Source organism: Shewanella sp. Scap07 (assembly GCF_013394145.1).
Classification (GTDB): Bacteria; Pseudomonadota; Gammaproteobacteria; order Enterobacterales; family Shewanellaceae; genus Shewanella; species Shewanella waksmanii.
Genome location: NZ_CP041329.1, coordinates 1,563,664 through 1,576,620, shown reverse-complemented (window position 1 = coordinate 1,576,620; position 12,957 = coordinate 1,563,664). Strand labels below are relative to the sequence as shown.

General features: G+C 46.2%; 11 protein-coding genes. 3 read left to right on the top strand and 8 right to left on the bottom strand.

Annotated features, from left to right (window positions below):
- Positions 1-16: 16 nt before the first annotated feature.
- Entirely contained in the window at positions 17-679 is a 663-nt protein-coding gene (gene syd / locus FLM48_RS06925) for a SecY-interacting protein (protein ID WP_179024152.1), read from the bottom strand.
- Positions 680-739: 60 nt separating this feature from the next.
- On the opposite strand from syd, the gene queF reads away from it, so the two are divergent.
- Complete coding sequence (gene queF, locus FLM48_RS06920) at positions 740-1,597, top strand: NADPH-dependent 7-cyano-7-deazaguanine reductase QueF (protein WP_179024151.1); 858 nt, start codon at positions 740-742, stop codon at positions 1,595-1,597.
- Positions 1,598-1,657: 60 nt separating this feature from the next.
- On the opposite strand, the gene FLM48_RS06915 is transcribed toward queF, so the two are convergent.
- Positions 1,658-2,578, bottom strand: coding sequence for a LysR family transcriptional regulator (locus tag FLM48_RS06915; protein ID WP_179024150.1), 921 nt, complete (start codon positions 2,576-2,578; stop codon positions 1,658-1,660).
- Between the two features lie 201 nt (positions 2,579-2,779).
- On the opposite strand from FLM48_RS06915, the gene FLM48_RS06910 reads away from it, so the two are divergent.
- Both FLM48_RS06910 and FLM48_RS06905 read left to right on the top strand, forming a co-directional pair.
- On the top strand, positions 2,780-4,786 hold the full coding sequence (locus FLM48_RS06910) for an alkyl/aryl-sulfatase (RefSeq protein WP_179024149.1): 2,007 nt from the start codon (positions 2,780-2,782) through the stop codon (positions 4,784-4,786).
- A 260-nt stretch (positions 4,787-5,046) separates the two neighbouring features.
- Positions 5,047-6,237, top strand: a complete 1,191-nt coding sequence (locus FLM48_RS06905; RefSeq protein ID WP_179024148.1) for an alginate export family protein — start codon at positions 5,047-5,049, stop codon at positions 6,235-6,237.
- Positions 6,238-6,329: 92 nt separating this feature from the next.
- On the opposite strand, the gene FLM48_RS06900 is transcribed toward FLM48_RS06905, so the two are convergent.
- From FLM48_RS06900 to FLM48_RS06875, 6 genes are all read right to left on the bottom strand, one after another.
- Positions 6,330-7,076, bottom strand: coding sequence for a 4'-phosphopantetheinyl transferase superfamily protein (locus tag FLM48_RS06900; protein WP_179024147.1), 747 nt, complete (start codon positions 7,074-7,076; stop codon positions 6,330-6,332).
- 153 nt (positions 7,077-7,229) lie between these two features.
- Complete coding sequence (locus FLM48_RS06895) at positions 7,230-8,510, bottom strand: hypothetical protein (protein WP_218645331.1); 1,281 nt, start codon at positions 8,508-8,510, stop codon at positions 7,230-7,232.
- Positions 8,501-9,184: an ABC transporter ATP-binding protein gene (locus FLM48_RS06890; protein ID WP_179024146.1), complete on the bottom strand. Its 684-nt coding sequence runs from the start codon at positions 9,182-9,184 to the stop codon at positions 8,501-8,503. Before FLM48_RS06890 ends, FLM48_RS06895 begins: the two co-directional genes overlap by 10 nt.
- 41 nt (positions 9,185-9,225) lie before the next feature.
- A complete protein-coding gene (locus FLM48_RS06885) occupies positions 9,226-10,506 on the bottom strand; it encodes an FtsX-like permease family protein (protein WP_256871075.1) in 1,281 nt (426 codons plus the stop codon).
- A complete protein-coding gene (locus FLM48_RS06880) occupies positions 10,499-11,728 on the bottom strand; it encodes an ABC transporter permease (protein ID WP_179024145.1) in 1,230 nt (409 codons plus the stop codon). Before FLM48_RS06880 ends, FLM48_RS06885 begins: the two co-directional genes overlap by 8 nt.
- A gap of 13 nt (positions 11,729-11,741) precedes the next feature.
- A complete protein-coding gene (locus tag FLM48_RS06875) occupies positions 11,742-12,563 on the bottom strand; it encodes an outer membrane lipoprotein-sorting protein (RefSeq protein ID WP_256871074.1) in 822 nt (273 codons plus the stop codon).
- Between the last annotated feature and the right edge of the window lie 394 nt (positions 12,564-12,957).

Below are 12,957 nucleotides of genomic sequence, written 5' to 3'. Positions count from 1 at the left end.
CTGAATCTAAGCCGGCTTAACGACTGCCGCGTAAATTACGCCACATGATTTTAAGTCGGTGCCAGATACCAGGATGATCGGTTTGCGGCATAGACTCTTCCACTATTTCAACCGGTGGCGCCACCCGAGGTGTCAGCTGCATTAAGAAATCACTGACGCTGTCAGCCAGTCGTTTAGCGGGTTCTTCCCCAGGAATTTCAACCCACACACTGCCATCACGGTTATCGACTACCAACATCTCATCACCTTGGCCCAATACACCAAAAAACCAAGTGGGCGGCTGCTTTAACTTCAGCTTCATCATCAAATGACCAATTAGGTTTTGCTGCAAATATTCAAAATCTACCTGGTTCCAAGCCTGAATAATCTCTCCCTCGCCCCATGGCGAACTAAAAATCATCGGCGCACTGTAATAATGGCTAAATAGGCCGTCGATATCGCCGCTAAGTTGTAACTCCATGGCCCGCTCTACATTGTCAAAACTGGCGACAGATTCTCTTTTAACTGCCTGCCAATGCACCGCTTGCTTAAGCAACTGCTCATCAGACAACTCGGTGTCGCTGATAATACAGTCGGAAAATTCGCCGCGGGGGTAATACCTAGGCGGTTCGCCTAATGATTCTTGATAGGCTTGGTGATAGCGATTAATAAAATTCTCTAAAGCAGTGAGCGAAGACACTTAGCAGCGACCCAAAATTTAAGTATAATGTGGCTCTATTTTGACATGGAAACACAACTGATGACACAAGTTCATGACCCATATTCTGATGCTCCGGCACTTTCTGAACTGACGCTAGGTAAAGCGACAGGCTATCAGGCTGAGTACGATGCATCTTTGCTACAAGGGGTCCCTCGAAAACTCAATCGCGATGCCATAGATTTGACCGATACACTGCCTTTTCACGGCAGTGATATTTGGACAGGTTATGAGCTATCTTGGCTAAATGCTAAGGGCAAACCTGTGGTGGCAATCGCTGAGTTTATCTTGTGTTATCAAAGCAAAAATCTAATTGAATCAAAATCTTTTAAACTTTATCTCAATAGTTTTAACCAAACACGTTTTGATAGTGTTGAAGCTGTACAACAAACCCTAACACGCGATCTATCCGACTGTGCTCAGGGTGATGTACAAGTGAAAGTACTTGAGCCGAAACACTTTAGTCATCAACGTATTGTTGAACTACCTGGCACCTGCATTGATGATATCGACATTGAAGTGGACGATTACCAGTTCAGTAGCGACTATTTAGTAGATAGTACTGATAGCAAATCCATGGTGGCTGAAACCTTAACCTCAAACTTGCTGAAATCAAACTGCCTCATCACCTCACAGCCTGACTGGGGCAGCGTGATGATCCGTTATCAGGGGCCTAAAATTAATCGCGAGAAGTTACTGCGATACCTGATCTCTTTCCGTCAACATAATGAGTTCCATGAGCAATGTGTTGAACGTATTTTTGTTGACCTAAAACGCTATTGCCAATGCACTAAGCTGACAGTTTACGCCCGCTATACTCGTCGCGGTGGTTTAGATATCAATCCCTATCGCAGTGACTTTGAGACCCCTGGTGATAACCAGCGCCTTGCAAGGCAATAAGCTGCTTGCTCGTGGTAGCCGATAAATAGTATCGGCTACCATCACTCCTCTTTTCCCTCGCTATTTGCGTTGCTTTTGCAATGCCATCTGCTCGGTCAACATATTACGCAACCACAGGTTAGCTGGGTTTTGGCTCAAACGGTTGGCCCAAATCATCTGGATATCTAACGGCCTAATGTCAAACGGAGGCTGCAACACCTGCAAATTAAACACGCCGGCATACTCTTTGGCATAAGATTCAGTCACTATCGCTAAGGCTTCGCTCTTTGATGCAGTAGCAATCATGCTCAACAAAGAGGACTGCTCACTGTATATTTTGCGCTGCGGCATCACACTTGGGGTCAGCATATCCAATACTTTGAGATTAAAACGGCGCAGATTAAATACGATATGCTTTTCATCAAAGTACTGCTCATAGCTTAAGCTGCCGCGTATTCTTGGGTGCTGTTTACTGGCCACGCACACAATCCGTTCCTGCATGAAAGCTTGGCTACTAAAGCCGAGCTCCAAGGGTTTAGAAATATCAATCGCCAGATCCACTTTCTCGGTTTGAATATCCATCAGAAAGCTTTGCTCTTGGATCGGCGTCTCCTTAAATACCACTGACAAACGCGTACCTTTTAAGTGTTGTTCAACACTCGCTTGAAGCAGTTCAATCACCGTATCGTTCGCATAAACCTTAAAAACACGCTCAGAGCTATGGGCATCAAACGCTTCGAATCCTGCCACAACCTGCTCAATGTCATCAAGTGGCTGTTGTAAATGATGGTACAAATTCAATGCAGCGGCTGTGGGGCGCACGCCACGGCCTTCTCGAACAAACAACGCCTCACCCACTCGGCTCTTTAAACGGGCAATGGCATTGCTCACCGACGACTGCGTCAACGACAATTCCTCTGCTGCGCGGCTAAATGAACCGGTACGACACACCACGGTGAATACCCGTAGCAAGTTCAAATCAAACTGTTTTAGTTGCGGCATTGGTACACCTAATATTCATAATATAAATACCAAAAACCAAGTTAACCCCAATTATTTAATCAATCAAGCGCCCTATACTGGCCTCAATCAACAAAGAACGTCGGTAACCACCCTGAAAAGATTCTGCTCACAATTCAGGTTAGGCGTGAGTCATCGCTATTTATCATTCATTTGGTCAGCACCCTGACCTAAGGAATTCAAATGAAAAATTCAACTATTGCTATTGCGATTGTGTCCACTTTAAGTCTCAGCGTTCAGGCTGCCCAGCACGAACATGACCACATTAGCGTCAGCTACCAAGGTAAGGCCGCAACCGCGCATACCATTAAAGTTAATCAGGCCCACGCTGCCACCCTTAACTATGCTGATACCCGAGCTTTTGAGCAGTCTGCTAATCAATTAGTCGCTAAATTTGATAGCGAAACAGCCGCGATTCTTCGTGCCGAATTTGCATTTATTAGTGAACAAACACCGGATTCAGTTAATCCCTCTTTATACCGTCAGGCCCAACTCAATATGGTTCCTAATGGCCTATACAAAGTCACTGACGGCATCTACCAAGTTCGCGGGACAGACTTGTCCAACCTAACTCTTATTCGCAGTGACAACGGTTGGATTGCCTATGATGTGTTGCTAACCAAAGAAGCCGCGAAAGCCTCGCTGACCTTTGCTTTGAAGAACCTGCCAAAAGATGGCGACTTGCCTGTGGTTGCGATGATCTACTCACACAGCCATGCAGATCACTTTGGTGGTGCGCGTGGCATTCAAGAGCTATTTCCTGCGGTTAAGGTTTACGGTGCGCATAACATCACTAAAGAAATTGTCGATGAAAACGTACTGGCGGGTAATGCAATGAGCCGCCGCGCTGCTTACCAGTATGGTGCCACCTTGGGCAAACATAACCACGGCATTGTTGATGCGGCATTAGGCAAAGGCTTATCGAAAGGCGAAATTACCTATGTCGCCCCAGACTACACATTAAACCGTGATAGCAAGTGGGAAACCCTCAGTATTGATGGCTTAAAGATGGTGTTTATGGATGCATCCGGTACTGAAGCTGAATCGGAAATGATCACCTACATTCCCAGTAAAAAGGCGCTGTGGACAGCTGAACTCACCTATCAAGGCATGCACAACATCTACACGCTTCGCGGTGCCAAGGTACGCGACGCGCTAAAATGGTCAAAAGATATCAATGAAATGATCAATGCCTTTGGTGATGATGTTGAGGTGCTGTTTGCATCCCACTCTGCGCCAGTATGGGGTAACCAAGAGATTAATCAATTCTTACGCCTACAGCGAGATAACTACGGCCTAGTGCACAACCAAACCTTACGGCTCGCTAACCAAGGGGTGACCATTCAAGATATTGGCGATGCTATCCAAGATACTATTCCAAAAAGTATCTACCAAGCGTGGCATACCAATGGCTACCACGGTACCTATAGCCACAATGCTAAAGCGGTCTATAACAAATACCTCGGCTACTTTGATATGAATCCGGCCAACCTCAACCCACTGCCGACTTCGCCTGAAGCACAAAAGTTTGTTGAATATATGGGCGGCGCGGATGCAGTGGTCACCAAGGCGCAGCAGGACTTTAGTCAAGGGGAGTATCGCTTTGTCGCAACGGTGCTCAATAAGGTCGTCACGGCTCAACCTGACAACCAAACAGCGCGAGAGTTGTTGGCTGATACCTATGAGCAGTTGGGTTATCAAGCCGAAGGTGCTGGCTGGCGCAATATCTACTTAACCGGAGCACAAGAATTGCGGGTTGGCATTCAAGCCGGCGCGCCTAAAACGGCTTCGGCAGATGTGTTAAGTGAAATGGATATCTCTACTTTGTTTGATTTTCTAGCGGTGAAAGTCGATAGTTTAAAAGCAGCACAAGTGGGCTTTATCAACATGAATATCGTCACACCCGATGATGACAAAATCCTATATATCGAGCTCAGTAACGGCAATTTAAATAACAGTGTCGTCAGCAAACCTAAAGAGGCTGCAGCAACAATGACCATCAATAAGGCGGACATTACCCAGATTTTGCTCGGTAAAACTGATTTGGCCAGCTTAATTGAACAGGGCAGAGTCAAGTTCGACGGTGAAAGCACTGCATTTGAAAAAATCGCGGCAACGATGGTGGAGTTTAACCCAGCCTTTGACATCGTACCGACCCAAAAATCGGCCAACAAGGCACACAACCACTAATTAACAACCTGTAAACGCAAACCTCGAAATCGCATCACGATTTCGAGGTTTTTTTTCACTTTTAACAAATCTGCAATTAGAAAAACCTAATAAATACCCACTTAGAGGTACACCTATTTAGGTATAAGCCGTTGATCTTTATCACATTTATTAGCCTAAAAAACCTTTCATTTAACAACCTTGTTTTAGATCAATCTTTGCTACTGCAATCCCACCTATAACATCCCCAGAGCAATGATAAAACAAAAGGATCACATAAGATGAAAGTCCATACCCTTACACTAGCTATTTTAACAAGCCTAGTATCAACAGCCGTCGTAGCAGATAATGTTGATCCACTGAAAAAAGCCTTTATCGATGATTCCGAAGTTAAAGTGCAATTCCGTTTACGTTATGAAGATGTCGATGTGGCCAATGTCGACCAACAAAACCAAACCACACTGCGTACCCGTTTAAATTATAAAACCGGTGATCTATACAACTTCTTTGCCGTGGCCGAAGTTGATGACGTGCGCTCAACAGATAACGAGCCACTGATTGCCGACTATGAATATACGCAAATCAACCAAGCCTTCTTAGGCTATAAAGGTCCAGCTGAGACCTTAGCTAAATATGGTCGCCAACGTATTTTACTCGATAACCAACGTTTTGTTGGTGGTGTGGGCTTCCGCCAAAACGAACAAACTTATGATGCGTTCTCAGTTAAAAATACTGCCATTGAAAACCTGACCGCTTACTACTCATACGTCAATAATGTTAACCGTATTTTCGCCGAAGACTCGGGCAAAGATGAGCACAAAAACAAGACCCATCTAGTGAATGTTAACTACAAGCCTGTTGATGCGCTTAACGTAACCGGTTATGGCTATTTAATTGACAATGTTAACGTGGCTGCTTTTTCAACCGATACCTATGGTGTGCGTGCCACCGGTAAATTTGATTTAGATGCCATTAAGCTTAACTACGAAGCAGAATATGCGCAGCAGTCAAACGGCGGTGACAACCCAACCAGCTACGATGCTAACTACTACAAACTCGGTGCTGGCATTAACTTCAACAATTTCGGCGCAAAAGTTGGTTACGAAGTATTGGGTTCAGACGACGGTAACGCTGGCTTTATTACGCCACTTGCCACACTGCATGCGTTTAACGGTTGGACAGATAAGTTCTTATTCGGCGGCGCAGGTAACTGGGAAAATGGTCTCGTTGATACGCACTTTATTGTTACCGCTAAAGTTGTAGGTCTTAAATTACTCGCCAAGTATCACACTTTTGAGTCTGACTATGGCAGCATCGATATGGGTAAGGAATGGGGTGTATCTGCCGCATACGGCTTTAAGAAGCATTACAATGTCAGTGTGAAATATGCCAGCTTCAGCGGCGCAGATGCCGGTTATGGCTTCTCAAACGACACTGACAAATTGTGGTTAACTTTCCAAGCTAACTACTAAAACCTAGGTTGTTGGAGACCGTACATTAACAATCAACTACGGTCACTTTTAAGAGTAGGCGAGCTCCCCGCCTACTCTTTTTTCATTACGCGTTAAGCTAAAGCAAACACGCTTTGTGCTGTCACCACTTGTGCTAACCAGGTCGGACTTTCGGGCAAACTAATACTGATCGCAAATCGATATTCGTAGTCCAGTCGACCAAACATCACTGACCACTGCTCAGCATCATCCTCTGAGTCATGCAACTGCAGCGAGATACCATTGTCAATATTGATTTCACGGCTTTGCTGTGCATCAAACAAGGCCATATTAGCCGACTTACGATGTTGCATGGTAAAGCTAAAGCCTTTCAATGACATCGCTAAGCCCAGCCCTTTAGCCTTAATGTAAGACTCTTTCAATGCCCACAGATCAAAGAAACGTTCACGTTGTTGATCCTCTGGTAATGCCAACAGATCGCGGGTTTCTATATCGGTAAAATAGTGACTTAAAATCGCATAAATATTGGTGCTGGCGCGGCTACGTTCGATATCAACGCCGAGCTCAATGTGTTGCTTTATCGGATGGCCGCGATAAAAACTAATCACTAACCATTGGCCACTATGACTAATGTTAAAATGAATGCCAGTTAGGCGAAAATCCCGCTCGCATAAGTCTGGCTTACCTTTGTCGCCATACTCAAACTGCCACTGATGCGGCGCAATATCCACCTGCCAAAGCCTGGCATATTGGCTTAATAAAATACGTAAATAAGCTCTAACCATCAGCGCTTTATCGCGCGCTTGTTGGCGATATAACCGATTAATTTTATGGCATTCATCTTCAGGTAGTAACGCCATTAACTCACTTTTTTGCTGCGCATTTAAACTATCTTCATTTAAAGGGCAGAAATATAACCTAGCTTGATTATGTTGTTTTTGGTCTATGCTCATGCTTCATTAAAATAGTGGCCGGTATGCAGCACGCTCCCAGCTTCACTACATCATAACCTGTTAAAAGCTCCAGTTAAATTGCAAGTAACTCAATGTTGAGGGGGTTTGACCAAACAAGCTAGCGCCGCTACCGTCAAAGCGTTGCAAAATAAACTGCACTTGCCAGTCATCGCTGAGCGAGTAGCTTTGGCTTGCCCCCACAAAGTACGAGCCATCGTCATAGTAACTACTGCTTAACGTTAAGCGGCTTAGATCCGAAATATCGGCGCTTACATCCACATAATAAGTCCAGTTGGCAAAGCTCAATGTCCGCGCGTTCAAGGGTAAATTCAGGTAAGCCAATGCACTATCGGCATCGATAGGATTGGAGATATACAAAAGCGACGTACGCACTAAGTAGTTTCGCTGACTGGCAAAACTGTAGTCGGCTTCTATCGTGGCAACATGGCTCGATGGCAATGATTGGTTAGCGATATCGGTAGCTAGTGACGATGGCGAGCTTGGCTTATTATTGTTAGAGTGGTTTAGATGGCTAGCGACGGGCCAAGTCTCATCAACTGGGTCAAAGTAGCTCCATTCAGCACGCAGCCCCGCCCCGGCAATATCCCCAGCAAAGCCAGCACCCAATACATAATCAGTTAATGATTTTCCCGCTAGTACCTGCAGATCCCAACCGTTAGCGTTGGTTAAATATCGCAGTGCATAGCTGTCCAAGTTACGATCTAAGCCATCGTCATCATTGATGCTATATACCGCATCAATACTACTGGCAAAGCCCAGCTGCCGACTTAATTGCACTGCATCTGAACCGCGGCGCTCGGCATAATCAACATCATAAATGGAATAGGCATTAAAAATATCATTGGGGTTCCACAAGGTAGACATTGCCCAGTTAACCCGAAAGCGTCCGAGCTTTAACTGCCAATCTTGATTCATGTCCCAGCTAAGATTAAGCCGATCAAACTGGCTATTACCTAACCAACTGCCGCTATCTAGCCAGTTATGGGATAAGTCCATATAACCGCTATCGGCTTCAATAACCTGAGCAAAACCTGGTATTTCTGGACTATCACCATAATGAAGTCGATTACGCATTCCGACATTAAGTCGTAAATCGCTGTCAAAACGATATTCAAAATTAAACCGCTGATGCAGCAGGTGGTCCACTAAACTGGAGGTGCCATTGGGGTTATTACTGCTAACACTGTAGTGAATATAGCCAGACAAGTCCCAAGGCGCAGCAGGTGCCATGCCGGGAATATCACTGGCAACAGCCTTAGCTGACATTACCAACAAGCCAGCTAAGCAACAATATGGCGTCAATTGCCATTTCACTGACATTGATCCTGCTTCAATTGGCCATCTTCAAATACAATCACCCGTTTTGCCCGCTTTATCACGCGCTGATCATGGGTGGAGAAAATAAAGGTGGTGCCCTCTTCGCTGTTGAGCTGCTGCATGATATCGAGTAACTCAGCGGTACTTTGCGCGTCTAAATTGGCTGTAGGCTCGTCAGCCATAACAAATCGAGGCCGAGGCGCGAGTGCGCGTGCGACTGCCACCCGCTGTTGCTGACCGCCCGATAGCTTAGCCGGAACCTTGTGCATTTGCGCTGCTAACCCGACCTTAGTCAATAGTTCAGTGGCACGCCGCCGGCATTCAGCGGAGCTCAGCCCTTGCAACTGCATCACAAACTCGACATTTTCTAACGCCGTCAACACCGGCAACAAACTGTAATCTTGAAAAATAAACCCCACATGATCGCGGCGAAAGCCTATTAGCTGCTGCTCATTCAATTCAGCGATATCTTTACCATCAATCATCACCGAACCACTACTGGGCGTGTCTATGCCGCCAATAAGATTCAGTAAAGTGGTTTTGCCCGAGCCCGAAGGCCCCATCACCGCCACAAACTCACCGGAGTTAATTTCAAGATCAACATTTTGAACCGCATGCACAGGAAACTCACTATCGGCATGGTAAGTTTTGGTTAGTTTGTTGATTGCGATGCTCATAGCTTATCCTTTGTCACTCTTAGCCTATGTTAGTCGTCAGGTTAGTGTTTCTCTGACATCGCCTGTACCGGCCGCTGTTTTAAAATTTGTCTTGCTGGGTACATGGCCGCGAGCACGCTCACCACCATCACTGCCACAAATACCCACTGATAAGTCGCCAGACTCACTTGAGGGTATAACATTGTATCCACCCCAAATGCCCCAAGACCTGCTGCCATATTACCCAGCGAAATACCGGTGCTTTGTAAAACTGCCATCAAGACACTGCTAGCCACGATACCTAGCAATGCGCCGACCGCCCCAAGCAAAGCTGATTCCGACACTATTAAGGCAAAAACTTGGCCTTTCTCCATCCCCACAGCCATCAGCACACCAAACTCTCGTGTGCGTTCAAATACCGCCATCAACATAATATTGATAATGCCAAACCCCATTGCACTGACAAACACCACCAGCACCACTGCGTTACTGGTAGCCATTTGTCCAATCAAGGTTGCGAGTAGCGGCTGGATCTGTGGCCAGTCTCGCACTTCATCGGCTGGATCACTTACTGCTTGCAGCGCCGCTTTTATTTGCTCAACTTGGCTGCGTTCAAAATTATCAGCACTATTAAGTAACACTGCGATTTGATGAATGCCCTGCACTCCCGTAGCCGCGCGTAAATCCTCATCACGTACATAAACATGACTCTCATCGAATTCACTTGATGGCGACGCAAAAATACCCTGTACACGAAACGCCGCGCCGGTGACATCTTTGTTGGTATTGGTAAAAGTCAGCACCACTTTTGAGCCCAGCACCAACTTAAGTCGGCTGGCGGTTTTTTCTGACACCACTATAGGTTTACGGCCATCTTGAGTCAGCCAACTACCGTCGCTCATATGGCTATCTATGGGACTAATTACGGCCTCAGCTTCAGGGTCAACGCCAACGATTTTTACGCCTCGACTGGCTCTGGCTGAAGCAACCATACCGTCAACTAACACTCGCGAAGAAAATCCCTTTACTGCGCTATTGTCTGATAATGCTGTCACAATTGGAGTGGGGGCAGTGATAACGTAATTGACATCGGGGTCTTGCAGATAGTGCCGCTGGCTAATTTGCAGATGACTGGTTTGCCAACTTATGGCGTTGTCTATCATGTTGGCGTACATGCCCGTCATAAACCCCATCATAGTGACCACGCCCATCAGACCAAACACCATGCAGGCCAACATAATTCCAGTGCGTAACCGGTTACGCCAAAGATTGCGCCAAGCCAGCTTAATAATCAGCAACAATCGAGATGTCCTTGAATGCCCCTCAACGCGCGCACTAACCATGTTGGTCTCCTTTTAGGCCGCTAACCACATCAAGATGGTAGGCGCGCCAAAGCGGATACAGTAAACAGATCAACATCAGTAGCAATACCACCAAGAGTTGGTCAACCGCCAACTGCATTGAGACCGACATAGGCACAATTGGCTCCCAGCCCATATCAAGCATAACTTGTGCCGTATCGCCTGTTAGTTCAATGGGATTAAAGTAGAAATAACCAATTACCGGAATGGCCAACGCTAAGCCCATCAGCATTCCCAATAGGGCAATCAAGCTCGATTCGATCACTATCAATTGCAGCAGCTTAACGCGCTGTAGGCCCGTGGCAAGCATCACCGCAAATTCGCGCTGACGCTCTAAAGTCATCATCAAAATGGTCGCAAACAATCCAAAGCCCACAATGCCGTACAGCAAGTACATCATGAACACACCGCCGGCTTTATCCATGGCGATCTGCTGGGCCATTTGCGGCGCCATTTGCAGCCAGTCACGTACATTCACCGCTTGGTCAGCATAGGCACGTATCAACTGCTGTTTTACACTGGCAACCTGAGCTATCTCATTGGTATGTAGCACCCAAGCGGTCACTTGCTCACCCGTTGAAAATAGCTGCTGAGCGCTGCTCAATGGCAAATAGACTAAGCGCTTATCTAGCTGCGGCAGCGGAAAGCGCACTATGGCCTTTATGGGGTAAAGGCCCGCCGCGGTTTGACCGCGATAACCTTGTCCATAGAGCACCAGCTCATCTCCCAACTCAACTTTAAGCCAGTCGGCCAATCCTTGACCTATCATGACCCCCTCATCAACATCTTTAAGCAGCTCACCAGCAACCACCTTATCGCCGATGCCAGAATAAAGCTGTTCGAGACTTGGCACCGCACCAATAACCGCCACCCCTTTTGACTTGTCGCCAGCGGCAGCCAAAGCAAAGGATTCAATTCTGGGCAGGATAAAACTAATATGGTCGAGCGACTTGGCGGCAGCAATAAACTCATCACTGCCTGGCAGTAAATCTTCAATACTTTGGCTGTCGCTAAAATCAGGGTGTTGCAGCTGCAGTAGTCCGGTTGCAAAACGAGCACTGTTATCGATGTTGCTCTGATAAGCGCCCTCTTGCATGCTGCGCATAAACAGTGACAAAAACAGCGCTAATGCAATCGCAAATGCGGTGATCAAGGTACGGCGTTTTTGTCGCCACAAATTGCGCCACCCAAGCTTAAGCAACATATTTGACTACTCCTTAGTCTCTGAGCGCTCGCATTTTTTGCTGAGAGAAAAAGCTGTCATCGATGTCGAAATCAAATTGTGCTTGATGAGTGATGAGCTCCGTGCGCTGTCCGGGTTTATCGGCTGGAATCATCACCATTTTGGCCGCCAACATCCGCCCGCCCATCAACTGCACATCTGAGGTTTCCATGGTATTGACTAACTCATCAAATTCATCATAAAACTCAACTTTGCGCTGTAAAAAGCTAGTGGTGGATATCCATAGACGCACTTTGTTCCACACCACTGGCGCATCGGGTTTGGCTATTGCATCTATCAAGTACGTATTGTCATCACCAATCTTAACCTGTTCTACCAATTGGTGCTGATAATCGACCACTATCGATGACTGATTGATTAAGTCGTCATTGGTAAAATCCGACCCCATCCAAGATTGACTGAGCATCGACGGCGCAATTTTGATGACCCGTTCAATAGATGGGATCCAGTTCCACATCTCTTTGTAGCGCTTTAACGAGGCACTGCCTTTGTCTTTAGCAGGTGCAGTGACTAACACCAATGACAACTCTTGACCTTTGGTCCAACTTTTCATCCGCATCGAGCGCTGCCAGTCTGGACGTACAATATTCATAGTCGCTTCGGTAAAGCTCGATTCTCCGCGCATCTGCTTATCAGACTGGGCGACAATTTCGCTGGCATTTAATCCTGATGCAGACAAAGGCTCTGGCTCTACCGCCTGCGTGCTCGTAATTACTAAAATGGAAGCAACAAACATAGCCAACATCGACGTTAACCTGCGTAGTGATAACCATTGTCTGATTGAGTAGCTTGGCATGTCGGCTCCTTGACTGTTCATAACCATCACACAGGGTTGATTGGCGGAATAATGGCGTTTTTCAACTATAAATTATTGAGTTCGAAATAGAAATGATTATGGGCGGCATTCAATCGAAGGATTTAATCGCCACAGCCACGATAGACAGCCTACACCTTCTTATTTACGGCAAGCTTTTAGGTAGAGTTATCCATGACACGAAGTTATGGCTGGTGACTTAAGTGGAAAAAAGCTGGAAACGCGCATGAGTAAAAGTACATTTCAATCCACACTAAAGGGTAATTTTAGTGGCTTTTTTCTCTGTTAATTTTTTATTATTAATAACTTAAGTAAAGTGTGAGCAAGGTTTGTAGCGGCTTCCATTTTGGGAGTAACCAAAAGTTCGCAATAGTGT